Consider the following 23515-nt stretch of genomic DNA (forward strand, 5'->3'; position numbering starts at 1 on the left):
CGCGATGCAGGCGCTGTTTGAAATCATCCTGCCGGTCTTTCTGGTGATCGGCTTTGGCTATCTCGCGGTTTGGCGGCGCTGGTTCAGTCAGGCGGGCGTGGATGGCCTGATGAGCTTTACCCAGAAATTCGCCATTCCCTGTTTGCTGTTTACGGCCATTTCGCGCCTCGATCTGGGGCAGAGTTTCGATTGGCGGCTCTTGCTCAGTTTCTACGTCGGGGCGAGTTCCGGCTTTGCTCTTGGTCTTTTCGGCGCAAGGCTGATCTTTGGCCGGACATGGGAGGATGCAGTCGCTATCGGCTTTTGCTGCCTCTTCTCCAACTCGCTGCTTTTGGGCCTGCCGATCATGGAGCGTGCCTATGGGGCGGATGCCTTGGCCGCCAATTTCGCCATCATCGCTGTGCACTCGCCGTTTTGCTACGGTCTGGGCATCACCGTGATGGAAATCGTCAAGGCGCGCGGAACGGCGGGGCCGAAGGTTGTTGTCAAAGTGCTCAAGGCGATGTTTTCCAACACGCTGATCATGGGCGTCGCGGCAGGGTTTGTTGTCAACCTGTCGGGTTTGGTTCTGCCTGCGCCGGTGGACGATGGGCTTGATCTTATGGCGCGCGCGGCGCTGCCGGCGGCGCTCTTTGGTCTGGGGGGCGTGCTGGTGCAATACCGTCCCGAAGGCGATTTGCGGGTGATCCTCTATGTCTGCCTGATCTCATTGGTGGCGCATCCGGCGATCACCTTTGGCCTTGGTCTGGGGATCGGGCTGTCGGTTGAGGGCGTGCGCTCGGCGGTGGTGACGGCGGCCATGGCACCGGGGGTCAACGCCTATGTCTTTGCCAATATCTATGGTCACGCCAAGCGTGTGGCGGCCTCGAGCGTTCTTTTGTCCACTGGCTTGACGATCGTTACGGCTTGGATCTGGTTGCAGGTTTTGCCCTGAGCCAAGGCGGTGCGTGGATCTGCCTTAGCGCATCCAGAACCCGTTGCGCTTGATGGTATTGCGGATCACTTGCTCGCGACGGGGCAGATCGTTTTGGTCAAAAAGCGCGCGCACCTTCATTCCACGGCCCTGATAGATCATCCGCTTCGCAGGTTCGTAATTCTTCAGCACGCGCTTGATCTTGTTGGGGGCCGTCACCTCTTGCAGAACTTCGACCACATGATCGGCCTCGCGTGCATAAAGCAGCGGCAAAAGCCGATAGTGACAACTGATCTGACCATCCAGCAGGTCGGGTGGCAGCGTGTCCCGCCCGCCTCCAAGCGAATGGATCACCAAGGGCAGTGCCACCTGATCGAGCCAAGGATCGAGGGATTGCAGGAGTAATTCGCGCGGCCCGTCATCGCGTATGCTGAGCGCATAGTCGAGAAAGCGTCGGCCAAAGACATGCGGGCAATGATAGAAAAAAAAGCCTGCGTTGAAATAGAGATAGCGTTGCCAATAGCCCTCTGGCTGGCCCTGATCGAGAGAGGTTTCGAAAGTGAGGCCGAACTTGTCATAGAGCGATTTCCAGATCTGCGTATGGGTTGGGCCATAAAGCTCGATCTGCGGCCATGTGCCTTCGCGGCGCAACGAGGCTGTGGGGCGGCTGAAATCGAAGGGAACAGAGGCAAGATCGCCGCAGATCAGCGTGTCGGTGTCGAAGAACACAAAGGGCTCGCCCTTGGGCAGCGCGAACAGCGCCTCGATCTTGTTGCCATAGGGATAGGCTGCCCCGAAATGGCGGCTTTCAAAGGCCACGAATTCCGCGCCGAGATCAGTCAAGAGCGCGCGGCTGTCCTCGTCCTTGATGCGTGGATCGTCGCCCCAGAGCGGCCCCGGCTGCGGCTCTGCCACAAAAAGACGCCCCGCAAAGCCGGGTGAGGTGGCGCGCAGTGACGCTGCAAAGAGAATAGCCTCGTATTGCAACCGACCGGCCTGACCGACGATCAGGATATTGTAGGTCTGAGGCACCTCTGTCTCGGGGACCTTTGTCTTGGGGGCCATTCTTGTCGTGATCCTGCCTGACTGCCACCCTCACTATGGGGTTTTCCACCGCACAGATAAAGCGGTTATCGCAGGTCAGCGCGCGCTGCGTGTCAAAAGCGCAGGGTTAATCCCGCAAGTGGGCCAGAGAATGTCGCGTCAAACTTTCGGCCATTCTTGCTATAATCCACGTAAAGATGCCGGTATCCTGCCGAGAGCCAGAGCCGGTCACTGGCCTGCCAGTTGAGCGTGCCGACAAGCTGAGATGTCATGTCTGAGCCCGCCCCAAAGCCACCGACATCGACGTAACCGATAAAGGACCAGCGGTCCGTGAGCCGCAGATTGGTCCGCGCGGCAAGGATCGGATCGGTAAAGCTCACGTCGATCCCGGCGGCAAGCCCCGGCACCGGCGTGGTGGCGCGTCCTTCAACCTGCCAGTGGCGCAGGCCTGCCATGAAATCAACCGTGGCATCAGGCGTCGTAAGCGCCCGATACCCTGCGGTAAGCGTCAGCGAGGATTGCTCGATCCGGCCACGCGCGGGCAGGCCGGGGGCAGGGGGTGGCAACGGCACGGTTCCGCGTCGCGAACTTGCCGAATGGGACAGGTCGCCCATCACCACCAAACGCTGATAGCGGGCATAACCCGTGAGAAAGAACGCCGTATCGAGATCTTCGAGAACGTCTGACAGCCCTTTGTCAAAGCGCAATGACGGGCCGCCTGCACGGGGTGTGATCGTTCCGCCAATGCCGGTCCCCCATGCATAGGGCGTGATCTGGGCGTTCCAGTCTTGCGCATGTGCAGGCGGCGCGAGGCTGAGTATCGTCAACAGGGCTGCGAGGCGCGCAAACATCAGAGTTGATCCTTCACGACCGCACCGCCCTTGACGATCATTGCAAGGCTTTGCTCGGGCGCATCAAGCCAGTCAAGCCCTGCCTCGGGATCGCTCTCGACCACCAGAAGATCGGCCATCGCCCCTTCTGCGATGACACCAAGTTGTCCGTCATAGCCGCTGCGTTCCCCAGAAAGCGCCAGCAGATCGCCCGCCGCCCCTGTCGCCATGCGCAAGGCCTCGAGCGGGGGCATGAAGCGGCTCAGCTTGGCCAATTGCCGCCCCTGACTGCTGGCCCCTGTAGGGTTCATCAGGATGTCGGTGCCAAAGGCCATGTTGACCCCCACAGTGCGGCCCATTTCAAAGGCCTGCACGGTGCCTACCGACACCTCCTGCCGCTTGGCGTTCTGTCTTGGATCGCTGCTTGGGTTGGAATCCTCATCGGCCAAAAAGGGCTGGATCGACCACCACGCGCCCATGTCGCGCATCAGGCGAACCGTCTCAAGATCTGCTAATTGACCGTGTTCAATGGATTTCACCCCAGCCCGCAGGGCGCGCTGGATACCTTTGGGCGTATAGACATGGGCGCAAACATAGGTGCCCCAATCTTCTGCGGCCTCGACGGCGGCGCGCATTTCGTCTTCGGTGAATTGCAGGCTCTCGAGCGGATCATAAAGCGAGGTGACGCCGCCGCCGGCCATGATCTTGATTTGGCTTGCGCCCTTCATCAATTGTTCGCGGGTGCGGCGCAGCACCTCGGCGCGCCCGTCTGCGATCGCCACCACGCCGACCCGTTCACTATAGCTCAGATCGCCGTCGGCGCGGGGAAGTTCCGAAGTCATGCGGAAATCGCCATGCCCCGAGGTTTGCGAAATCATCGCGCCCGACGCAAGAATGCGCGGTCCGGGCAAAGCACCTCGATCAATGGCCAGCTTGAGGCCAAAAGCCGGGCCGCCGGTGTCGCGCACGGTTGTGAAGCCGCGCAAGAGCGTGGCCCCTGCCTCGCGCCCGGCCATCAGATGCACAAAACCAATGTCGGCTGTCATGGCCTGCAGTTGGGTCACACCAACCAGCGTACTATGCCAATGTGCGTCGATGAGGCCCGGAATGACCGCCCGATCACCACAGTCTATGCGCTCAGCATCCGTCGGTCCCTGTCCGGCGGCGGGCAGGCCGGTTATCCGCCCGCCTTCGATCAAGATCTCGCGGCCTTGGATCAGAGAGAGGTCATTGCCGTTGAAGTAGCGCAGGTTGGTCAAGAGCAGCGGGCGACCGGGGGTCTGTGCCCGAGCCGGTTTTGACGCCAGACCAAACCCCGCATAAAGACCCACCACCGCCGCCAGACCACCCAACATAGCGCGGCGGTTGATGTCTGCCTCGATCCGGGCAAAGGCCGCTTGAGTAGTGGGGGCGCCGCAGAGGCAGCAATCAATTTCGTCGTGGCTGTTTGAAGGGGAAGGGCAGCATATCTGGCACATCGGTCTCGCCTCTTACCTTGATCTTGATCGGCAGAGGGCACGCCGCGCTGTCTCCGCTTGACAGAAGTTAGGGACATCAGGCGCGACGTCAACGCAATAGCACATAAACTCGCCAATGCTCTGCGCACAGGCGGGTCCGCGATCCCTTGAAATTAAGAGGGAAAGTGGTGGGCGACCCAGGAATCGAACCTGGCGTGCGTCTCCGCGAGGGAGTTACAGTCCCCTGCCACACCTTGCGGCCTGTCGCCCACTTTCCCAGCACTTGCGCGCCGGACGTGGGGGGCTGATTACTAGTGGCCGGATGCTGCGTCAACCGGAAAATCGCTTGCAAGCAGTGGCCGCCCGTCGCATTGTCACGGGCCGGAAAAGAGGGGCCTTACAGCCATGAAAAAACCCCGTTGGGTGATCGACAAGGAACAGGCCAAGCGGGCGGCAGCCTCTGAGACTGTGTGGCTGTTTGGTTTGCATGCGGTGCGTGATGCGCTGGAAAACCCGGCCCGCGAAAAACTGCGGCTGATCGTGACGAAAAACGCCGCTGACAAGCTGGAGGCGGCGATTGCTGCAAGCGGCATAACACCCGAAGAGGTCGATCCGCGCAAGTTCAACGCCCCGCTTGATCCCGGTTCGGTGCATCAGGGTGCCGCGCTAGAAGTCAAGCCGCTGGATTGGGGCCCGATGGCTGAGGTCTGTTTGGGGGATGGTCGCACCGCGCCCCGCGTGGTGCTTTTGGATCGGGTCACAGACCCGCATAACGTGGGTGCTATTCTGCGCTCTGCCGAAGTATTTGGCGCGCGGGCAGTAATTGCCCCCCGCCATCACGCCGCACCCGAAACCGGGGCACTTGCCAAGACCGCCAGCGGTGCGCTTGAACGCCAGCCTTACCTCAGAGTGCGCAATCTGGCCGATGCGATCATCGAGTTGCAGGCCATGGGCTATACGGTGCTGGGGCTGGCCGGTGAGGCGGAACTGACCATTGAGGCCGCTCTTGAGGGCAAGCGTGACCGTCCGGTTGCCCTTGTGCTCGGCGCCGAGGGGCCGGGGCTGCGCGAGAGGACGCGCGAGGTGTGCGATGCCTTGGTGCGGATCGAGTTCGCCAGCGATTTCGGCTCGCTCAACGTGTCCAACGCGGCGGCTGTGGCGCTTTACGCAGCGCGAGGCTGAGGGCGGGCGGCGGCATCCTCGAAGGCTGCGATGAACCGCCCCTTGATCATCCAACTGAGGCCAAAGGCGCAGAGGCCGAGGGATTCAAACAAAAAGGTTAGGCGGAGACTGTCCCAGATGGCCTCTATGCTCTGAGCAAGGCCAAGAGGCAGGATCATCTCAAGCAGCGCGGCCTTGATCGCCAGCACGCCCACCACGGCAAAAATGATGCGCCCAAGCGTGCGATACCACAGATTGCGCCGGTCCTTGCGATTGCCAGCAAGGCGCGCGGCGGTGGAATTTTCACGGGTAAAGACATAGGCTGAGAAATACCCAAGCACCAAAAACATCACCCCCGCCGCGCCGAAATGCATCATTTTGAGAACGGTTGGCACATCTGCACCGAGCGCGGCAAAGCTGGCCCAAAAATCATAGCTGATCGTGCCTTCGACCGTGCCGCCCGGCGGGTGAAACCCCTCTGAGCCGCTGGCATTGGTCAGGAACACACGCGCCACCTCGCCGGAATAGGTGCACCCTGATCCGGTGGTCGGCACGAAGGCCACGATGACGGCGGCCACCCCGGCCAGTTTTAGTAGTACCACATCATACCAATGCCAGCCCAAGCACCCCTCGCGCCCCGGCGCACGAAAACTGTAAAAGAACATGAGCAACAGGCCGATAAAGCTGAGCGCGCCCACAAGGATATCCCCGCCGATCCGGCTGAAGTAATAGTGGCTGATCGAGGCGTTGAAGCAGGTGTTGGTCAGCAGGGACACCAGCCCAAGTGATACCGGTAAACCAAGCGCCACATAGCCGACGCCCAGATTGAGGCGGCGCAGGTCTATGTCAAAAGGCAGGTCGCGCAGGTCGGGGAGAGGCGCATTCGTATCTGTCATCTGGCGTATCCCTTGTCACTGAGACAGGATCAGCCTAGCCCAAGATCGCCGCAATCCGAAACGCTTTCACGCCTCAGGCGGCGTCTTCTGTGCTCTCTTGATCTGGCGCGGTCCAGCGGTTGACGTAATCGGATTGATACACCTTGTCTGCTGATTTTGTTGAGCGCTTCGGCTTGCGCACCGCATAATCGAGGATGATCCCGCCCTCTGCCAATGAACCGGACAGGCGCGGGCGCTTGCCGGTCACATTGGGATTGGTGGTTGTCACCACCTTTCGGGCATGCGCAGGCTTGATCGGTTGCAATGCGCAATGCAGCACCTCATAGCCCAGTGTCGCCTCCCAAAAGCCATAGACCATCTCGGGGTTGATCTGGTAAAATGAATGATTGACCCAGTTGTTGCAGGGGCTGTGCCCGATCAGCACGCCACCGGGTTTGAGCATCTTGTGAATATTGCGATAGGCGGTGGGCAAATCAAAGATATGCTCGCAGGTGCCGCCGTCATAGATCACGTCGAACTTGCGCTCCAGTTTCTTGGGCAATTCGGCGCTGAGGTCTTGAATGATACTGGCCTTTTCAAAATCCGAGTAATCCATGGAATCGACCGAGGCAAAACCGAGTTTCTCGAAGAAGGGTTCGGAATAGGTTGCACCTTCGGGAACCAGATCGGCCTCGCTCAGGCCCGGCAAGTGGTCTGCCAACGCTTGCGCAAACACCCGCGATGACGCACCGCGCCGTGACCCGATCCAGCGCTGCCGCCCAAGCATCAAGAAACTACCGTTCAACTCATGACCTTTTACAGTCTCAATCAGCCGGGCAGCAAGGGTATCAGGAATGGCCATAACGGGGCTCCCTAGGTGTTGGATTGAGCGCGTCGACCATCCCAAGGCCCCCGCCGTTCAACTTTGCAGCCATTGCGCGGGCGCTTCAAGTAAAGATATGCGCGCCCGGCTTGGCCAAAATCGCCGACTCGCGACGGGTTCCGCTCAGTGCGACTATTCAGCGCGTGCATCAGCGTTTGGGCGCGCTTTTGGTCAAGACGCGTCGTGGCAAAAGTCCGGACAGCCGGGCTTGACCCTTGGGCGCGCCTCTACTAACTAGCGCAAGAGCGCGGGCGTTGTGTAATGGTAAGACCCTTGCCTTCCAAGCAAGAGACGCGGGTTCGATTCCCGCCGCCCGCTCCACCAAATTCCCCCTACCATGCCCTCTGTGGCTGATCTGTCCCCTTGACCACGGCCTCATCGCCCGCCAAGAACCTTGGCCAAAGGATGAGGAATAAAAATCTATGGTGCGCAGGGCCGAAAACGGGGCTGATCTGCTGGATCGCGAGAAATCGAAACATGTGGGCGCGTTGGCTGAACTGTGGCCATTCTTGCGCCCCTATCGCAAACTGCTGACTGCCGCGGTTCTGGCGTTGGTCATCACCGCAAGCGTGGCCTTGATGCTGCCACTGGCAGTGCGCCGGGTGGTGGATAATTTCAGCGCTGAGAACGGCGCTATCCTTGACCAGTATTTCGCGGCGGCTGTGCTGATCGCGGCGCTTTTGGCGGTAGGCACCGGGTTGCGGTATCTGCTGGTGACCCGGTTGGGCGAGCGCGTGGTCGCCGATATTCGCAAGGCCGTGTTTGACCGCGTGATCGGCATGAGCCCAGCCTTTTTCGAGCGGCTGATGACGGGCGAGGTTCTGAGCAGGATCACGACAGATACGACGCTGATCCTGTCAGTGATTGGCTCTTCGGTGTCGATCGCGCTGCGAAATTTGCTGATCTTGATCGGGGGCATGGGGTTGATGATGCTGACCTCAGCCAAGCTGACGGGGCTCGTTCTGTTGATCGTACCCCTCGTCATCGTGCCTATTCTAACGCTTGGCCGACGGATGCGCGTGCTCAGCCGCGAGAACCAAGACTGGATCGCGCAGAGTTCGGGCAATGCGTCAGAGGCGCTTTTGTCTGTGCAGACGGTGCAGGCTTTCACCCATGAGCGCGAGAGCCGCGCGCGATTTGGTGATGTGACCGAACGCAGCCATGACGCCGCACGCCGCCGGGTCAATACCCGCGCGCTGATGACCGTGATCGTGATCTTTCTCGTTTTCACAGGGATTGTGGGCGTGCTTTGGATCGGCGCACGCGATGTGCGCGCGGGGGGCATGACCGCAGGTAGTTTGGTGCAATTTGTCATCTACGCGGTGATGGTCGCAGGGGCGGTTGCGGCGCTCTCGGAAATCTGGGGCGAATTGCAGCGCGCGGCAGGTGCAACTGAGCGTCTGGTCGAGCTGTTGCAAGCCGAAGATCCGGTGCGCGATCCCGCCCGACCATCCCCTGTGCCACGCCCGGTGCGCGGTGAGATCGCCTTTGAGGATGTGCAATTCGCCTATCCATCGCGCCCCGGCATCCCAGCATTGGATCACGTGAGCCTGACGATCCGCCCCGGCGAAACGGTCGCTCTTGTCGGTCCCTCTGGGGCGGGTAAGACCAGCGTCATTCAGTTGATCCAGCGCTTCTATGATCCGGATGCAGGGCGAATCACGCTCGATGGCGTGTCGCTTGCGGATATGGCGCGGCACGAATTTCGTCGTGATCTGGCCTTGGTGCCGCAGGACCCGGTGATCTTTGCCGCCTCGGCACGCGACAACATCCGCTTTGGCCGGCTTGATGCGACCGACGCCGAGATCGAGGCCGCGGCGCACGCAGCCAATGCGCATGATTTCATTTGCCGCTTGCCGGACGGCTATGACACTTATGTGGGCGAGCGTGGTGTGATGCTGTCCGGTGGGCAGAAACAGCGTATCGCCATTGCCCGCGCTATTCTGCGAGATGCGCCAGTTCTGTTGCTGGACGAGGCGACATCGGCGCTTGATGCCGAGAGCGAACGCGCGGTGCAGTCAGCGGTAGAAGCGATGGCGCGCACCCGCACCACGATTATCGTGGCCCATCGTCTGGCGACGGTAAAAAAGGCTGACCGCATTGTGGTGATGGATCAGGGCCGCATTGTCGCGCAGGGCACGCATGACAGCCTTGTCGCTGAGAATGGCCTCTATGCGCGGCTCGCGCGGTTGCAATTCACCGATGGCGAGGCGGCCTGACGTCGGCAAGATGCCGACGTTATCGACTATGGTGGACCGCCTCGCAAACGCGTCCCGTTCAGGACCAATTCACCGATTACACCGGGCGGAAATGTGAGGCGGCCCCGCAGATCATCCCTCAGAAGGACATGATCCGCGTCTCCTCCGCCAAGAGGCGCGCAGCCACGGCAGGTGGTTTCGCGGCGGTGATCCCGTCTAGCAAAGCGGTCTCATCCACGCCCTTGTTGGGCAGGTATATGGCGCAGACCTCAATCGTTGCCCCGGTCTCCATGATCTTTTGCATCAGGCCCTGTGGGCTCATCCCCATCGGCGCTTGCGGCGCGGTGGCACTGGCGGGGGCATCCTTGAGGGCCAGGTCGCCAGCCGGGCCGCAGAGCAGCACATAAGAGCTTGCCCCGGCCTGCATCGTCTGCATCGTCAGAACCATGCCCATGAGCTGCGTTTGGGGTTCTGCACTGGTCAGGATCGTGACCATCTGCTTTGCGTCCTCGGCCATGACAGGGCTTGTGAGGGCGGCCAGACCAAGCGTCGCCGCGGTGATGATTTTGCGCATGATGTCCTCTTTTCTAGCAAAGATGAATTCTGAATCCGTGTTTTCAGGGCCACCCTAGGCTGTGTGCAGGCCTATCGACCTTGATCTGGATCAATCACATTCAGAAAGAAGAATTTGATGCAGCTTCAGAGAAAGCAGACAAACCCTCTCGGTTCGGAATTGCGCCAAATCTTGCGCCTTCACTGGGCTCGCTTTCGTGTCGAGATACCAAAACTGAGGGATTTCCCCCATTTTGTCAGCGCGACTGGCGGCATAATTGTGTAACCTCATGCCTGAAACGGAGAGTACTAGATGTCGACACCACAGTCCTCGGACATGCGCCCCACGCCCGATCCCGCCGAAGATAATGCCTTTTTCCCCTCGCCCTATTCCCTGAGCCAGTTTACCGCGCCGGTTTCCGATCTGTCGGGGGCGGACTATCCTCATCCCTATTCTGGGGGGCGCTGGAAGATTCTGGTGATCTGTGCAGATGAACGCTATTTGCGGATGGAGAATGGTACGATGTTTTCGACTGGAAATCATCCAGTCGAGACCCTGCTTCCGCTCTATCATCTTGATAAGGCAGGGTTTGGCTTCGATTTCGCGACGATTTCCGGTTATCCAGCCAAGTTTGAACTCTGGGCCATGCCGAGGCAGGACCCTGAGGTGATGGGCCTGTTCGCAAAATATGCCGAAGCCTTGAAAACACCTGTGAAATTGCGAGATGTCCTCGCAAAAGTGCTTGAGGGAGGGTCAGACTATATCGGGGTGTTTATCCCCGGTGGGCATGGTGCATTGATCGGTCTGCCCGAGAGTGCGGAGGTCAAGACCTTGCTTGAATGGGTTGCAGCCGAGGACAAGTTTCTGATCTCGCTGTGTCACGGCCCTGCTGCCTTTTTGGCCGTGGGCAAGGACAGCACGATCTATAAAGGTCGCAAGATCGTGGCCTTTCCGGATGCAATGGACGCGCAAACCCCCGAGATTGGCTATATGCCCGGGCATCTGACGTGGAAATTCGGAGAGGAATTGCAGGCCATCGGCTTTGAGATTCTCAACGAGGGTATTTCCGGTCAGGTCCACAAGGATGGTAAAATCCTGACTGGTGACAGCCCGCTGGCTGGTAATGGCTTGGGGAAACTGGCGGCGACGGAACTGTTGGCTGAGGTGCACAAAAAGTGAGCCGTGAGCCCGCGGATTCGGTTCTTTCAGTTCTTTTGCGGCTGGAGGAGGCCACAACGCTTGAAGGGGTATCGCAGGTTATCTGCGAGACCTGTGAACCGCTTGGGTATGACCGGGTGCTGCTGTTTTCGGCAGCTGCACAGCGGGAGCAGATCGTGAGCAGGGTGTATTGGGTCAAAGGTGATTGGTTCGGTGATGGCAGCACAGTTGATGCCGAAACCTATCTCCAGAGATGCCCCATCACCCTCAATGTGCTAAAGTGCAGCGCGCCGTTTTTCTGGACCAAGACGCCGAATACCGAATACCGGGTTGTTCGCACCCCGAGCCTGTCGGGCACCAATGGGTTTCAGGTGCCGATTTACGGGCCGATTGGCTTGGAGGGCGCGGTGAGCTTTGGAGGCGGCCGCATCGACGCCTCTCGGCGGGTGCAACTTTTGTTAACCTTGTTGGCGGAGCAGGCGTTTCGGGTCAGCCGCGCCTTGATCGAAGGTGAGAGCCCCGAAACGGGCCATCTGTCGACGCGCGAACGCGAGGTTCTGGCGTGGGTTGCGGCCGGGCGCCGAGGGGCCGAGATTGCCGGCACTCTGGGAATTTCTCAGAGGACGGTTGAAAATCACCTGCGTAACGCGCGCAATCGTTTGGCTGTCAAGACCACGGCACAGGCGGTGCAGGCGGCCATTCGGCTTGGTCAATTGGATGGGTTGCCAGACTGAGCGACAGTTTAACTGTTCCCAAGCTTGGTGTGCTTTGATCAGGTGTCCCCATCGCCCAGCCGCGCCAGAATGGGGCCTGTGTCGAGCGTGCCAATCGCCCCGGCCACACGTCCGCGCGGATCGCTGAGGCGTGTCGAGATATAGCCCTGCGCCACCGCATCAGGGGCATGCCGCATCAGGACTGAAGCGGTCAGAAGCGTGGCGAGGCTCTCGGAATACCAACGGGCCTGTGCCTCTTCGGGCAGCTTGGGAAAGGTTTGCATATGCGCTTTCAGCGCGGCGTCAAACCGGCGGTCCTGCCCGGCGACGCTGGCCAACTCCGCAGTCAGAACCTCGCCTGCAAGCGGCTCTTTGCGCAGGGTGCGCAGGATATCAAGGCAGATGACATTGCCCGACCCTTCCCAGATCGAATTGAGCGGCGCTTCGCGGTACAAAAGGGGCAGGGGCGTATCTTCGACATAGCCCATGCCACCCATGGCCTCCATGGCCTCATAGACCACACCGGGGCAGAGCTTGTTGCCGAGGAATTTCGCGAGTGCCACGCCAAGACGCGCAAAGGCGCGCTCTGCCGGGCTGCGCCCGTCAAATGCCCGCGCCACATGAAGCCCAAGCGCCAGCGTGCCCTCCCAATCAAGCGCGAGATCGGCCAGAACGGCGCGCATCAGCGGCTGGTCGATGAGTTGCCTTTGAAAGACGGACCGATGGTGCGCCCAATGCCGCGCGTGATCCAGAGCCGCGCGCATCAGCCCTGCCGGGGCTATGGCGGTATCCAACCGCGTGTGATGCACCATTTCCAGAATGGTACGTAGCCCCGCGCCCTCGTCGCCCAGCCGATAGGCGATGGCCCCGTGATATTCAATTTCCGCAGACGCATTGGCACGATTGCCAAGTTTATCTTTTAGTCTTTGGATCTGGATCTCATTGCGCGCGCCCTCCAGCCAGCGCGGCACCAGAAAGCAGGTCAGCCCCTCTGGCGCTTGCGCCAGCGTTAGAAACCCGTCTGACATTGGCGCGGAGCAGAACCATTTATGGCCGAAAAGACGATAATATGCGCCCTCTGGCGTCGCGGTGGTGGCATTGGCACGAATGTCCGATCCGCCCTGCTTTTCGGTCATTGCCATGCCCAGTGTGGCACCCGGTTTGCGCGCCAGCGGCTTTGCGCCCGGATCATAGGCGCGCGCCGTCAGTTTCGGCACCCAATCTGCAAAAAGCGCCTTGTCGCTGCGCAGGGCAGGCACGGCGGCATAGGTCATGGTCATCGGACAGCACACGCCCGGTTCCACCTGAGAGGTCAGATAGACCATCGCGGCATGGGTCACGTGGCCGCCCTTGGCCCCTTCCCACGGAATGGCCGCATAGCCCGCGCCGATACCAACGCGCATCAGATCATGATACGCGGGGTGAAACCGCACCTCGTCCAGCCTGCGCCCGCCCGCATCAAAAAGCACCAGTTCGGGTGGGTGTCGGTTGGCCGCGCGCCCTGCCGAACGCAGGGTTTCAGTGCCGATCCGTGCGCCATAGGCGGCCAGAGTTTCGGGATCGGCCCCTGCTGCCGTCGCATGGGTCTGCAAGCCAGAATCGTCTGCCCAAAGATCAAGATCACCGCGCGATGCGGGTTGGTTCGTCACCTCATGGGTACCAAGCATGTCCTTAGGCGGGCTGTCCTGCATCGCGCTCTCCTTTGGCGGGTATGCTAGTGGGGGTCGCGGAGCGGCGAAAGGGGATTCACAAAGCGCAGAGCCTGTGGCATGATGCCTGCAACGCCCGACACGAGGCGGATCGAAGAGGCAGAGCAGAGTATGACACCCCGCAGCCGCCCTTGGGGCCTGTTGATTTTTTTCCTGATCGCCTTTTTTCTAGGGGCGTATTTTACATTTGCGGCTGTTCAAGGGGATTACGGCCTATTCCGTCGCGCCGAAATTGATGCACAAAGCGTCGAGTTGCAGGCCCAGCTTGACGCGTTGAATGTGCGGCTGGCGCGGATGGAAAACCTGACCCGGCGGCTCTCGGACGGCTATCTTGATCTTGACTTGTTGGATCAGCAGGCGCGTGAAGTTTTGGGCCTGTTGCGCAGTGACGAGATTGTCATCCGCTGAGGCGCGCGTGACGTCTTGCTCAGAGTTTTCGCTTAAGCCCAACACCTTAGCCCGTTTAGGCCTCGGCCTTCTTTTCCCATCGCCCGCCGGCCTCGGACCAGTATTGCGCGGCGCAGCCTGCGCCGGTCAGCGCCTTCCATTGTCCACGCGCAACTTGAACGGCCGCGTCGTCATTCCCGTCAAAGAGAATGCAGACCCGTTGCAGTGACTGCACCTCCTCTGCGCTCACGTCTGCCCCGTCGATCGCCATAACGCAGGCTGCGCCATTGGGTCGGGCATGGTCTGTCGTCAGCAAAACCGGCTGATCGGCATCATGCGCCCCACCGGCCACGCCATGCGGCAAAAACCCATCCTCAGGCCCTAACCAGAGCCGTTCATCGAGCCAGACAAGCCGCGCCGCCTCTCTTCCCCGCACCACCACGCGCCAGCCAGCCCCCAAGGATTTCTCAAGCAACATCGGCAATGTCGCCTCAAGTGGCTGACGCGTCAGGTGATAGAAGTAGACGGCCCCCATCAACTCTCCTCAAGCATATCCGCAACCAGACGGTTGAGCGCCAGAACGCCCCAGCCTGTCGCGCCTTTGGGGGCGTAGGTCGTGTCCGCCTTGACGCTGGCCACCCCCGCGATATCAAGATGTACCCAAGGCATGCCCTCCTGCACAAAGCGGTGCAGGAATTCCGCTGCCGTGATCGTGCCCGCAGGCCGCCCGGCAGAGTTCTTGATATCGGCGATCTGGCCCTTGATCATATCGGCATAGCCCGGCCCGAGCGGCAGACGCCATGCGCCTTCGCCTTCTGTCTTTGCGGCACGCAGGAAGGCGTTGCAGAGCCCTTCGTCATTGCTGAGAACAGCGGCATTCTCGTGACCCAAGGCCACGATACAGGCCCCTGTGAGGGTGGCCAGATCAATCATTCCGCGCGGCTTGTAGGTTTCTTGCGCATACCAGAGCACATCTGCCAGCACGAGCCGCCCCTCGGCGTCGGTATTGATCACCTCGATGGTGTCGCCCTTCATCGACGTCACCACGTCGCCAGGACGGGTGGCGCGGTCCGAGGGCATGTTTTCCACGATGCCCACAAGGCCCACGACATTTGCCTTGGCGCGCCGAAGGGCCAGCGTGCGCATGACCCCTGCGACAACACCGGCACCGCCCATGTCCATGGTCATTTCTTCCATGCCAGCGGCGGGTTTCAGGCTGATGCCACCTGTGTCGAACACCACGCCCTTGCCGATGAGGGCCAGTGGTGCCTCGCCCTTTGGCCCGCCTAGCCATTCCATCACTGCCAGTTTCGACGGGCTGGCGCTCCCGTGACCCACAGACAAGAGCGCACCCATCCCGAGTTTCTCCATGTCCTTTTCCTCAAGAATGGTGATCTTGAGGCCCAGATCCTTCATCGCGGCGATGCGATTTGCGAATTCGGTGGTGGTCAGGTGATTGGCAGGCTCGTTGACCAGATCGCGGGTAAAGAATACCCCCTCGGCCAAGGCCAATGTGGGCGCGGCTTCGGCTTTGACTTCATCCGGCCTGCCGGTCATCAGCGTAACGGCACCGGGGTCCTTTGGTGCGGTGTCTTTCTTGGGCTGCGATTTGTGCGGGGTGAAATCATAGGCCCGCAGCAGCACGCCAAGCAGCACATCGACCGGACGGCGCAACGCCGATCCAAGGATCAAAAGCGGCTTGTCCCCCTTGAGGCGGCTCAGGTTCACACCTGCGCGGCGGCTCTCGGCGGGGCTGGCGCTGCGGGGAAGGATGACCACATCAATCGCCTCGGCCACCATCCCGGAGGGCCAGTTGATGCTGATCACGTCGCCAGGTTTTTTGTCGTTCAGGGCGGCCGCCTCGACCAGCCGCGCAAGGGTGCCGCGCGTCATGCGATTGATCTTTCGCGCACCGGCGTCAAGCTTGCCTTCGGGGGGAATGATCACAGCGATCCGACCGGGCGCTGTGGCGAGCGCCTCTAGATCAGTCTCGGCAAAGACAACGTGCAGGGGGGTGGTCATCGAGGGCTCTCCTTGGTTCGGCTTTGCCAAGACCTAGCGCGGCTTGTCGCCAATGACCAGTTAGCAGTTTTCCCCCGCAATCAATTCCGCTAGGTTGCCCGGCAATACTGCTGCCACGGGGGATAAGAGTGACCAGATTCGACAGATACATGCTGTCGCAATTCATGGTTTTGTTCGGTTTCTTTGCGCTCGTTTTGGTTTCGATCTTTTGGATCAACAAGGCGGTGCGCATGTTCGACCGGCTGATCGGGGATGGCCAGCCCGCTTGGGTGTTTGTGGAATTCACGGCATTGACCCTGCCGGGGGTGATCGGCGTCGTGCTGCCGATTGCGGCCTTTGCTGCCGCTGTTTACGTGGTCAACCGCCTGTCAAGCGAAAGCGAGCTGACGGTGATGCAGGCCACTGGATATTCGCCTCTGCGCTTGGCCCGCCCGGTGTTTGTCTTCGGTGTGATCGTTGCGGTGATGATGTCGCTCTTGGCGCATTTCCTGATCCCCAGCAGCCTAAGCCAGCTGCGCCTGCGGCTAGATGAGGTCTCGCGCAATATCACGGCCAAATTGCTCAGCGAGGGCGAATTCCTGCATCCCGCCCCCGGCGTGACCTTCTATATTCGCGAGATCACATTGTCTGGCGAATTGCGCGACGTGTTTCTGTCTGACCGGCGTGATCCCGAAGCGCCTGTGACCTATACCTCGTCCCGCGCCTATCTGGTGCAAGAGGGGGGCGGCACACGGCTGGTCATGGTCTCGGGATTGGCCCAGAATATTCGCGCCGAGCAAAACCGGCTCTTTACCACCTATTTTGACGATTTTTCCTATGACATCAGCAGCCTTGTTCGGCGCGATGTGGTCAATTTAGACGAGGTGGCCTTTGCGGGCACGCTCGAGATGCTGCGCGACCCCGAGGCGGTCGCGGCGCGCACGGGCGTTAGTATGGGGGCTGTGATGGCCCAGATGCATGGCCGCATCACGGCGGCTTTGCTCTGCGTGATCGCGGCTTTGGTTGGGTTCTGCACCCTCTTGGTGGGGGCACATAGCCGGTTTGGTGTCTGGCGTCAGGTGTTGCTGGCTTTTGGTCTTTTGGTGGGGCTCAAGATCGTCGAGAGCCTTGTGCTGGCACCGGTTCTGGCCAGCGCTGTGCTGTGGCCGTTGCTTTATCTGCCGGCGCTGATCGGGCTGGCGTTGTCGGGGCTGCTCCTGGCGCTTGCCAGCTATCCGGGCCTGTGGCACCGGCTGCGGCGCAAGGGGCCTGCGGCGGAGGTGCCGACATGATCCTAGAGCGCTATTTCGGGCGACGTTTCTTTGTGAGCTTTATGGGCGTGACGATCACCATGCTCGTGATCATGGGGCTGATCGACCTGATGGACGAGTTGGGCGATTTCCCTGAATTGGCCTTTGGTCAGGTTTTGGGGATCGTGCTGTTGAAACTGCCCGAAGCCTATTACGAGATCATTCCATTGGTGATGATTCTTGCCTCGGTCGCGCTTTTCTTACGGTTGGCGCGCTCGTCCGAGATGGTGGTGCTGCGCGCCTCTGGCCGGTCTGCATTGCGCGGTCTGCTTGCTCCGGCAGCGGTGGCTCTGGCTATTGGCCTGTTGGGGCTGGCGGTAGGCAATCCGCTGGTGGCGGCGACTGCGAAACGGCATCACGATCTGGTCAATACCTACTCGGGTCAGACATATTCTGACCTTGCCATTGCGTCAGAGGGTCTGTGGCTGCGGCAGGGGGGAACGGCGGGTCAGACGGTGATCTATGCTGCCCGTTCCAGTTCTGATCTCAGCACACTTTACGGCCCCAGCTTTTATGACTTTGCCCCCGATGGCCAACCTCTGCGCCGCATAAGTGCCAGCACCGCACGGCTTGAGACCGGGGCCTGGCTGCTCGAAGATGCCAAGATTTGGGACTTGGCCGAGAACATCAATCCCGAGGCTATGGCTCGCCAAGAGGCGCAGTTGAGCGTGCCCTCTGATCTGACCCAGGATCGAATTCTCGACAGTTTCGGCAGCCCGGAGTACATCCCGATTTGGGAGTTGCCCAAGTTCATTGATCAATTGGAAGAGGCTGGATTTTCTGCGCGACGTTACGCCATATGGTTCCAGAGCGAATTGGCGCAGCCAGTCTTTCTGGTGGCGCTTGTGTTGATTTCGGCGGCACTGACCATGGGGCACACGCGCGGTGCCAATGTCGGGCTTTCGGTATTGACGGCAGTTCTTTTGGGGTTCGGCCTGCATTACGTGCGCAATTTCGCGCATATCTTGGGTGAGAATGGCCAATTGCCGATCTTGCTGGCGGCTTGGGCTCCGCCCGTTGCCTCGCTATTTATCGGTCTCGGCATCCTTCTGCATCTGGAGGATGGATGATCCGCCAAATACGCCTCTTTCTTGTTCTGCTGCTTTCGCTCGCAAGCCCGCTGGCCGCGCAGGATGCCCCCTCTGATCCGGCGGTGTTGGTCGCAGATGACGTGCGCCTCACGGCGGACAACCGCCTGATTGCGACGGGCAATGTTGAGGCGCTCTATCAGGGGCGCCGTCTGACTGCGCGCGAAATCACCTATGACCATGGCACCGGCCAGTTGGCGATCACCGGACCGTTGACGCTCACGGATGTCGAAGGCGCGTTGGTCGTGGCCGACAGCGCCGAGCTGGACCGCGACCTGACCAATGGCATCCTGCGTGGGGCGCGGATCGTCATGCAGGATCAATTGCAATTGGCGGCCGTGGAGATGCGCCGCACCGATGCGCGCTTTAACCAGCTTTACAAGACTGCCGTGACCTCTTGCAGGGTTTGCGATAACGGCCGCCCTCCGCTGTGGCAGATCCGGGCGCAGCGGGTGATCCATGATGAGCAAGAACGTCAGCTCTATTTTGACAACGCGCAGTTCCGCATCCTGAACACCACCGTGCTCTATCTGCCGCGTCTTCGCTTGCCGGACCCGACGCTTGATCGCGCGCGTGGGTTTCTGACCCCGTCGCTGGTCAACTCTTCGCTTTTGGGCACGGGCATCCGCGTGCCCTATTTCATCCCCATTGGCGATAGCCGCGACCTGACGCTGGCGCCGTTCCTTGCGACCAATTCCAAGCGGCTGGAATTCCGCTATCGTCAGGCGTTTCGCCAGGGTGAAATTGAATTCAACGGTGCCGTGGCCGAGGATGATTTCAGCCCCGACCCAACCCGTGGATATCTGTTTGGTACGGGTCGGTTCGAACTGCCGCGCGATTTCATCCTGCGGTTCAATGTCGAGCTGTCCAGCGACGATACGTTTCTGTTGGACCATGGATTTTCCGACAAGGACCGCCTGATCAATGAGGTGTCGGTCGAGCGTGCGCGCCGGGATGAGTATATCCGTGGCGCGATCACGCATTTTCAATCGCGACGGGTGGGCGAGAGCAACGCAACCCTGCCCACGTTGGCGGGCAATGCCGAATATGAGCGCCGGTTCTTTCCCACACGGATCGGGGGCGAATTGCGCTTTGGCGCGACACTGCACAGCCATTACCGCAGCTCGGATTCCACGCTGGCCACGCTTGACCGCTTTGCGGACGGGCGCGATGTAACACGGCTGACCACCCGGCTGGACTGGTATCGCGGTTGGACGCTGCCAGCAGGCGTGCTTGCCAGTTTCCAAACCGGCCTCATCCTGGATCATTTCGAGATTTCACAGGCGGGGATTACGGCCGCCTCGCAGGCCACCGAACTGACCCCCACACTCGCGCTTGAACTTCGGTGGCCGCTGCTCAAATCCACGCGCCATGCAGTCACCCATGTGATCGAGCCTGTGGCGCAATTGTCGTGGAGCGGTGGATCGAACCCCGATATTCCCCTCGACGAGGCGACGCTGATCGAGTTTGACGAAGGCAACCTTTTCAATCCCTCGCGGTTCAATGCCCCTGACCGGCGCGAACGTGGGTATAGTGCCGCCTATGGGGTAAGCTATACCCGGTTTGATCCGGCGGGCTGGCAAGGAAGTCTTGCTCTCGGGCAGGTCTGGCGCGAAGAGCGTTTGCTGGAGAGGGATGGCCTGACCCCAAGCTTTGCCAAATCCTCGGGGTTGCGCGCCCGTGCCTCGGACTTGCTGATTGCGGGACAGTTCCGCAATGCCACTGGTTTGACCGTGACGGCGCGGGGCCTGTTTGATTCCATGTTCGACACGACCAAGGCTGAGGCCCGCGCCAGTTGGCGTAACGATGATACCAATATTGCGGCCACTTATGTCTGGCTCTCGGCTGATCCGGCTGAAAATCGACCGGCGAAAGTGTCCGAATGGGCGATTGATGGCAGCTATCGCTTTGCTCAGCATTGGACTGGCCATGCCGAGTGGCGGTTTGACGCGGCGGCAGAGCGCAGCGTGCGTGCAGGGGCGGGGCTGACATATTCCAACGAATGCGTGGACATCACGCTTTCGGTCTCGCGCCGGTTTACCTCTTCGACTATCCTTGAACCGGAAACCAACTTCGGCTTTACGGTAGGGTTTACGGGGTTCTCGTCCGCGACCCGTGACCGAAGCTTTACCCGGACCTGCAGGAACTGACCAGAATGACACCGATCTTTCGCCGCCTGATTGCCGCCCTGACCCTCGCCGTGACGGGCTTGCTGGTGTGGCCCCTGAGCGGGGGTATGGCGCAGGCGCAAAACCTGTTCTCGCCGCAAATCTATGTGAACGATCAGGCGATCACCGGCTACGAGTTGCAACAACGCGCGCGCCTTCTGACGCTGTTTCGCGCGCCCGGCGACCCGCAGCGACTGGCCCGGGAGCAGCTGATCGAGGAACGTATCAAGCTTGACGCCGCCAGAGCCTCGGGTCTTGTGCTTGAAGAGGATTTGGTGCGGGACGGGATGGAGGAATTTGCCGGTCGGGCAAATATGACCGCTGATCAGCTTATCGCGGCATTGGGAGATTCGGGCGTGTCGCAAGAATCCTTCCGAGAGTTTGTTCGCGCCGGGATCACATGGCGCGAACTGACGCGCGCGCGGTTTGCTGCGCGCGTGTCGGTAAGCGAAGATGATCTGGAACGTGCAACGCGCGCTCTGACCGGTGGCGCTGCAGTGCGCGTTCTTTTGTCAGAAATCATCCTGCCGGTGACCAGTCTTGAGGATGCAGAGGCCAAGCAGGCCTTGGCCGCGTCTATTGCAGAATCCACCAGCGAAGGCGCATTCGCAGAGGCAGCGCGCCGTCACTCCGCGGCACCCTCGTCCTCGCGTGGGGGACGCATGGATTGGGTTGCGTTGTCTGAATTGCCCGCAGGGTTGCGGCCAATCGTGCTGGGGCTTGCCCCGGGCGAGGTGTCCGATCCGTTGCCTCTAGAAGGTGCTCTGGCGCTCTTCTACATGCGCGATATCGAGGAAATGACAGTGCCCTCTCCGGAATATGCCGCCATCGAATATGCCGCCTACTATATCCCCGGCGGGCGGAGTGAGGCGGCGTTGCAGCGTGCGGCACAGGTGCGCGCAGCGGTTGATACCTGCGATGACCTTTATGGCGTGGCGCATGGACAGCCGCCTGAAGTGTTGGAGCGCGGGTCGAAGGCCCCAGAGGAAATTCCGCAGGATATCGCCATCGCGCTCGCCTCGCTTGATCCCGGCGAAACTTCGACCAGCTTGACGCGCGCCAATGGGCAAACACTGGTGTTCCTGATGCTCTGTGGTCGCTCGCCGAAACTTGACGGAGAGGCACCTTCGGTTGAGGATCTGTCGAATTTCATCCGCAACCAGCGGATCGAGTCCTTTGCCAATGGGTATCTCGAACAGTTACGCGCCGAGGCGCGGATCGTCGAGAAGTGAGCGCGCCCATCGCGCTCAGCTGTGGCGAGCCGGCTGGCATCGGTCCGGAAATTGCCGCCGCCGCATGGGACCGTCTGCGGGGTGCCCTGCCTTTCTTCTTGATTGGTGATCCGGCGCATCTGCCACCCGGAACACCTATCGCGCAAATTACAGATCCTGCCGAGGCATCCGCCGCCTGTGCCACTGCGCTGCCGGTTTTGGCGCATGCGTTTGATGGGCCGCTGACGCTTGGCACGCCCAACCCTGCTCATGCGCGTGGCGTGATCGACGTGATCGCGCGCGGTGTCGATCTGGTGCAATCCGGCGCGGCGTCGGCGCTCTGCACCGCGCCAATACACAAACAGGCGCTACAGGACGGGGCAGGTTTTGCCTTTCCGGGTCATACCGAGTTTCTTGCGCATCTGGCGGGTGTCGGGCGTGTGGTGATGATGCTGGCCTCGGATCAGTTGCGCGTCGTGCCCACGACCATCCACATACCGCTCAAGGACGTGCCGCAGGCGCTCTCGCCCGGTCTGCTGGAAGAGACGATCCGCATCACCCACGCCGCGTTGATCCGTGATTTCGGCCTGAGTGCCCCGCGATTGGCCATTGCAGGTCTCAATCCGCATGCTGGTGAGGGTGGCAAAATGGGGCGCGAGGAAATCGAGGTTATTGCCCCAGTGATCAGCCGCCTTCGCGCCCAGGGGTTTGATCTGCGCGGGCCGCTCTCAGCGGATACGATGTTTCACGCCTCCGCCCGCGCGACGTATGATGCCGCAGTCTGTATGTATCACGATCAGGCGCTCATTCCGATCAAAACGCTGGATTTCGACCGGGGCGTGAATGTTACGCTTGGCCTGCCGTTTATCCGCACCTCGCCGGATCACGGCACAGCCCTGGACATCGCGGGGCAGGGGCGGGCCAATCCCACCTCGTTGATTGAGGCCCTTAAGCTCGCGCAGACCATGGGCGAGGCGCGCCGCGCATGAGAGCGCTTGAAGACCTTCCTCCACTGGCCAAGGTTATCGCGGCACATGGTCTTTCCGCCCGCAAATCCTTGGGTCAGAATTTCCTGCTCGATCTGAACCTCACCTCGAAAATTGCGCGGCAGGCGGGGGACCTTGGCGGTTGCGACGTGCTGGAGATTGGCCCCGGACCCGGCGGATTGACTCGCGGGCTTTTGATGGAGGGCGCGCGACATGTGCTTGCGATCGAAAAGGATTCGAGGTGCCTGCCCGCCTTGCAAGAGATTGCCGAGGCCGCACCGGGCCGCCTGACGGTTCTAAATGCTGACGCGCTTGATCTTGATCCGCTGGCACATCTGACGCCGCCTATTCGCGTGGTGTCGAACCTGCCCTATAATGTGGGCACGGAGTTGTTGATCCGCTGGTTGACGCCGCCCGAATGGCCGCCCTTTTGGCAATCGCTTACCTTGATGTTTCAACGCGAAGTCGCAGAGCGCATCGTGGCGCAGCCGGGGGGCAAGGCCTATGGGCGTCTGGCCCTTTTGGCGCAGTGGCGCGCTTTGCCGCGCATCGTGATGCATCTGCCGCCGGGGGCCTTTACCCCACCACCCAAGGTGTCAAGCGCCGTGGTGCATCTGACCGCGTTGCCCGAGCCACGCTATCCCGCGGACCCCAAGATATTGGAGCGCGTGGTCGCCCGCGCCTTCAACCAGCGCCGCAAAATGCTGCGCGCAGCGCTCAAGGGGGCGGCCCCCGATATCGAGGATCGGTTGCTCTCTGCGGGGATTAAACCCACGGATCGCGCTGAGACTGTGAGTTTAGAGCAGTTTTGCGCGCTTGCACGCCGAATGCCGGGCGGAGTTGAGGCCTGAGGCTTTTGTTGTTTTGCTG

Annotated in this window: 21 protein-coding genes and 2 tRNA genes; 13 read left to right on the forward strand and 10 right to left on the reverse strand. The window is 60.7% G+C overall.

The genetic code is table 11. The features are described from left to right. Positions 1-4: 4 nt before the first annotated feature. Complete coding sequence (locus ROSMUCSMR3_RS16885; protein ID WP_081508078.1) at positions 5-934, forward strand: AEC family transporter; 930 nt, start codon at positions 5-7, stop codon at positions 932-934. 24 nt (positions 935-958) lie between these two features. Here the strand turns inward: ROSMUCSMR3_RS16885 and ROSMUCSMR3_RS16890 are convergent, their stop codons facing one another. The 4 genes from ROSMUCSMR3_RS16890 to ROSMUCSMR3_RS21315 form a co-directional block, all read right to left on the reverse strand. Further along, positions 959-1978, reverse strand: a complete 1020-nt coding sequence (locus ROSMUCSMR3_RS16890; RefSeq protein WP_081508079.1) for a hypothetical protein — start codon at positions 1976-1978, stop codon at positions 959-961. Between the two features lie 92 nt (positions 1979-2070). Then, on the reverse strand, positions 2071-2808 hold the full coding sequence (locus ROSMUCSMR3_RS16895; RefSeq protein ID WP_081508080.1) for a hypothetical protein: 738 nt from the start codon (positions 2806-2808) through the stop codon (positions 2071-2073). After that, positions 2808-4142, reverse strand: a complete 1335-nt coding sequence (locus ROSMUCSMR3_RS16900) for a metal-dependent hydrolase family protein (protein ID WP_237183472.1) — start codon at positions 4140-4142, stop codon at positions 2808-2810. Before ROSMUCSMR3_RS16900 ends, ROSMUCSMR3_RS16895 begins: the two co-directional genes overlap by 1 nt. A 288-nt stretch (positions 4143-4430) precedes the next feature. Continuing rightward, positions 4431-4514 (reverse strand) — tRNA-Tyr (locus ROSMUCSMR3_RS21315). Between the two features lie 135 nt (positions 4515-4649). Here ROSMUCSMR3_RS21315 and rlmB point away from each other — a divergent pair. Beyond that, complete coding sequence (gene rlmB / locus ROSMUCSMR3_RS16905; protein ID WP_008280132.1) at positions 4650-5426, forward strand: 23S rRNA (guanosine(2251)-2'-O)-methyltransferase RlmB; 777 nt, start codon at positions 4650-4652, stop codon at positions 5424-5426. Here the strand turns inward: rlmB and ROSMUCSMR3_RS16910 are convergent. Next, on the reverse strand, positions 5408-6301 hold the full coding sequence (locus tag ROSMUCSMR3_RS16910) for a hypothetical protein (protein WP_081508082.1): 894 nt from the start codon (positions 6299-6301) through the stop codon (positions 5408-5410). The genes rlmB and ROSMUCSMR3_RS16910 overlap by 19 nt on opposite strands. A 73-nt stretch (positions 6302-6374) precedes the next feature. Next, positions 6375-7142, reverse strand: coding sequence for a class I SAM-dependent methyltransferase (locus tag ROSMUCSMR3_RS16915; RefSeq protein ID WP_008280134.1), 768 nt, complete (start codon positions 7140-7142; stop codon positions 6375-6377). A gap of 268 nt (positions 7143-7410) precedes the next feature. Between ROSMUCSMR3_RS16915 and ROSMUCSMR3_RS16920 the strand changes: the two genes are divergently transcribed. Further along, positions 7411-7484: transfer RNA gene (locus ROSMUCSMR3_RS16920), tRNA-Gly, on the forward strand. Between the two features lie 101 nt (positions 7485-7585). Beyond that, the gene (locus ROSMUCSMR3_RS16925; protein ID WP_008280135.1) at positions 7586-9382 is read left to right on the forward strand and encodes an ABC transporter transmembrane domain-containing protein; all 1797 of its coding nucleotides are present in this window, start codon (positions 7586-7588) and stop codon (positions 9380-9382) included. 118 nt (positions 9383-9500) lie between these two features. On the opposite strand, the gene ROSMUCSMR3_RS16930 is transcribed toward ROSMUCSMR3_RS16925, so the two are convergent. Next, the gene (locus ROSMUCSMR3_RS16930; protein ID WP_008280136.1) at positions 9501-9935 is read right to left on the reverse strand and encodes a hypothetical protein; all 435 of its coding nucleotides are present in this window, start codon (positions 9933-9935) and stop codon (positions 9501-9503) included. Positions 9936-10226: 291 nt separating this feature from the next. On the opposite strand from ROSMUCSMR3_RS16930, the gene hchA reads away from it, so the two are divergent. Then, positions 10227-11093, forward strand: coding sequence for a glyoxalase III HchA (hchA, locus tag ROSMUCSMR3_RS16935; protein WP_081508083.1), 867 nt, complete (start codon positions 10227-10229; stop codon positions 11091-11093). Beyond that, complete coding sequence (locus tag ROSMUCSMR3_RS16940; protein WP_081508084.1) at positions 11090-11806, forward strand: PA1136 family autoinducer-binding transcriptional regulator; 717 nt, start codon at positions 11090-11092, stop codon at positions 11804-11806. The genes hchA and ROSMUCSMR3_RS16940 overlap by 4 nt, the downstream gene beginning before the upstream one ends. Before the next feature lie 38 nt (positions 11807-11844). On the opposite strand, the gene ROSMUCSMR3_RS16945 is transcribed toward ROSMUCSMR3_RS16940, so the two are convergent. Beyond that, positions 11845-13476, reverse strand: a complete 1632-nt coding sequence (locus ROSMUCSMR3_RS16945) for an acyl-CoA dehydrogenase family protein (protein ID WP_081508085.1) — start codon at positions 13474-13476, stop codon at positions 11845-11847. A gap of 129 nt (positions 13477-13605) precedes the next feature. Here ROSMUCSMR3_RS16945 and ROSMUCSMR3_RS16950 point away from each other — a divergent pair, with 129 nt between their 5' ends. Continuing rightward, complete coding sequence (locus ROSMUCSMR3_RS16950) at positions 13606-13902, forward strand: FtsB family cell division protein (protein WP_081508659.1); 297 nt, start codon at positions 13606-13608, stop codon at positions 13900-13902. A gap of 55 nt (positions 13903-13957) precedes the next feature. On the opposite strand, the gene ROSMUCSMR3_RS16955 is transcribed toward ROSMUCSMR3_RS16950, so the two are convergent. Continuing rightward, positions 13958-14416, reverse strand: a complete 459-nt coding sequence (locus ROSMUCSMR3_RS16955) for a DNA polymerase III subunit chi (protein WP_081508086.1) — start codon at positions 14414-14416, stop codon at positions 13958-13960. Continuing rightward, positions 14416-15903, reverse strand: a complete 1488-nt coding sequence (locus tag ROSMUCSMR3_RS16960; protein ID WP_008280140.1) for a leucyl aminopeptidase — start codon at positions 15901-15903, stop codon at positions 14416-14418. The genes ROSMUCSMR3_RS16955 and ROSMUCSMR3_RS16960 overlap by 1 nt, the downstream gene beginning before the upstream one ends. A 149-nt stretch (positions 15904-16052) precedes the next feature. On the opposite strand from ROSMUCSMR3_RS16960, the gene lptF reads away from it, so the two are divergent. The 6 genes from lptF to rsmA are packed head-to-tail and all read left to right on the forward strand — an operon-like array spanning position 16053 to position 23496. Then, on the forward strand, positions 16053-17174 hold the full coding sequence (gene lptF, locus ROSMUCSMR3_RS16965; protein ID WP_008280141.1) for an LPS export ABC transporter permease LptF: 1122 nt from the start codon (positions 16053-16055) through the stop codon (positions 17172-17174). Next, positions 17171-18262 carry an LPS export ABC transporter permease LptG gene (gene lptG / locus ROSMUCSMR3_RS16970; RefSeq protein WP_037297185.1) on the forward strand — a complete coding sequence of 364 codons (1092 nt, stop codon included), beginning with the start codon at positions 17171-17173 and terminating at the stop codon, positions 18260-18262. Before lptF ends, lptG begins: the two co-directional genes overlap by 4 nt. Continuing rightward, positions 18259-20430 (forward strand): LPS-assembly protein LptD, encoded by a 2172-nt coding sequence (locus ROSMUCSMR3_RS16975; RefSeq protein ID WP_081508087.1) that lies wholly within the window; start codon positions 18259-18261, stop codon positions 20428-20430. Before lptG ends, ROSMUCSMR3_RS16975 begins: the two co-directional genes overlap by 4 nt. A gap of 5 nt (positions 20431-20435) precedes the next feature. Further along, complete coding sequence (locus tag ROSMUCSMR3_RS16980) at positions 20436-21680, forward strand: peptidylprolyl isomerase (protein ID WP_081508088.1); 1245 nt, start codon at positions 20436-20438, stop codon at positions 21678-21680. Continuing rightward, a complete protein-coding gene (pdxA, locus tag ROSMUCSMR3_RS16985) occupies positions 21677-22648 on the forward strand; it encodes a 4-hydroxythreonine-4-phosphate dehydrogenase PdxA (RefSeq protein ID WP_081508089.1) in 972 nt (323 codons plus the stop codon). The genes ROSMUCSMR3_RS16980 and pdxA overlap by 4 nt, the downstream gene beginning before the upstream one ends. Then, complete coding sequence (gene rsmA, locus ROSMUCSMR3_RS16990; RefSeq protein WP_081508090.1) at positions 22645-23496, forward strand: 16S rRNA (adenine(1518)-N(6)/adenine(1519)-N(6))-dimethyltransferase RsmA; 852 nt, start codon at positions 22645-22647, stop codon at positions 23494-23496. The genes pdxA and rsmA overlap by 4 nt, the downstream gene beginning before the upstream one ends. The last annotated feature ends 19 nt before the right edge of the window (positions 23497-23515 follow it).

It is taken from the genome of Roseovarius mucosus, assembly GCF_002080415.1.
Taxonomy (GTDB): domain Bacteria; phylum Pseudomonadota; class Alphaproteobacteria; order Rhodobacterales; family Rhodobacteraceae; genus Roseovarius; species Roseovarius mucosus_A.

Excerpts from the sequence above, each read along its gene's own strand:
- ROSMUCSMR3_RS16885 (WP_081508078.1), top strand. The coding sequence starts at position 5 with ATGCAGGCGCTGTTTGAAATCATCCTGCCGGTCTTTCTGGTGATCGGC.
- ROSMUCSMR3_RS16890 (WP_081508079.1), bottom strand. The coding sequence starts at position 1,978 with ATGGCCCCCAAGACAAAGGTCCCCGAGACAGAGGTGCCTCAGACCTAC.
- ROSMUCSMR3_RS16895 (WP_081508080.1), bottom strand. The coding sequence starts at position 2,808 with ATGTTTGCGCGCCTCGCAGCCCTGTTGACGATACTCAGCCTCGCGCCG.
- ROSMUCSMR3_RS16900 (WP_237183472.1), bottom strand. The coding sequence starts at position 4,142 with ATGTTGGGTGGTCTGGCGGCGGTGGTGGGTCTTTATGCGGGGTTTGGT.
- rlmB (WP_008280132.1), top strand. The coding sequence starts at position 4,650 with ATGAAAAAACCCCGTTGGGTGATCGACAAGGAACAGGCCAAGCGGGCG.
- ROSMUCSMR3_RS16910 (WP_081508082.1), bottom strand. The coding sequence starts at position 6,301 with ATGACAGATACGAATGCGCCTCTCCCCGACCTGCGCGACCTGCCTTTT.
- ROSMUCSMR3_RS16915 (WP_008280134.1), bottom strand. The coding sequence starts at position 7,142 with ATGGCCATTCCTGATACCCTTGCTGCCCGGCTGATTGAGACTGTAAAA.
- ROSMUCSMR3_RS16925 (WP_008280135.1), top strand. The coding sequence starts at position 7,586 with ATGGTGCGCAGGGCCGAAAACGGGGCTGATCTGCTGGATCGCGAGAAA.
- ROSMUCSMR3_RS16930 (WP_008280136.1), bottom strand. The coding sequence starts at position 9,935 with ATGCGCAAAATCATCACCGCGGCGACGCTTGGTCTGGCCGCCCTCACA.
- hchA (WP_081508083.1), top strand. The coding sequence starts at position 10,227 with ATGTCGACACCACAGTCCTCGGACATGCGCCCCACGCCCGATCCCGCC.
- ROSMUCSMR3_RS16945 (WP_081508085.1), bottom strand. The coding sequence starts at position 13,476 with ATGCAGGACAGCCCGCCTAAGGACATGCTTGGTACCCATGAGGTGACG.
- ROSMUCSMR3_RS16950 (WP_081508659.1), top strand. The coding sequence starts at position 13,606 with ATGACACCCCGCAGCCGCCCTTGGGGCCTGTTGATTTTTTTCCTGATC.
- ROSMUCSMR3_RS16955 (WP_081508086.1), bottom strand. The coding sequence starts at position 14,416 with ATGGGGGCCGTCTACTTCTATCACCTGACGCGTCAGCCACTTGAGGCG.
- ROSMUCSMR3_RS16960 (WP_008280140.1), bottom strand. The coding sequence starts at position 15,903 with ATGACCACCCCCCTGCACGTTGTCTTTGCCGAGACTGATCTAGAGGCG.
- lptF (WP_008280141.1), top strand. The coding sequence starts at position 16,053 with ATGCTGTCGCAATTCATGGTTTTGTTCGGTTTCTTTGCGCTCGTTTTG.
- lptG (WP_037297185.1), top strand. The coding sequence starts at position 17,171 with ATGATCCTAGAGCGCTATTTCGGGCGACGTTTCTTTGTGAGCTTTATG.
- ROSMUCSMR3_RS16975 (WP_081508087.1), top strand. The coding sequence starts at position 18,259 with ATGATCCGCCAAATACGCCTCTTTCTTGTTCTGCTGCTTTCGCTCGCA.
- ROSMUCSMR3_RS16980 (WP_081508088.1), top strand. The coding sequence starts at position 20,436 with ATGACACCGATCTTTCGCCGCCTGATTGCCGCCCTGACCCTCGCCGTG.
- rsmA (WP_081508090.1), top strand. The coding sequence starts at position 22,645 with ATGAGAGCGCTTGAAGACCTTCCTCCACTGGCCAAGGTTATCGCGGCA.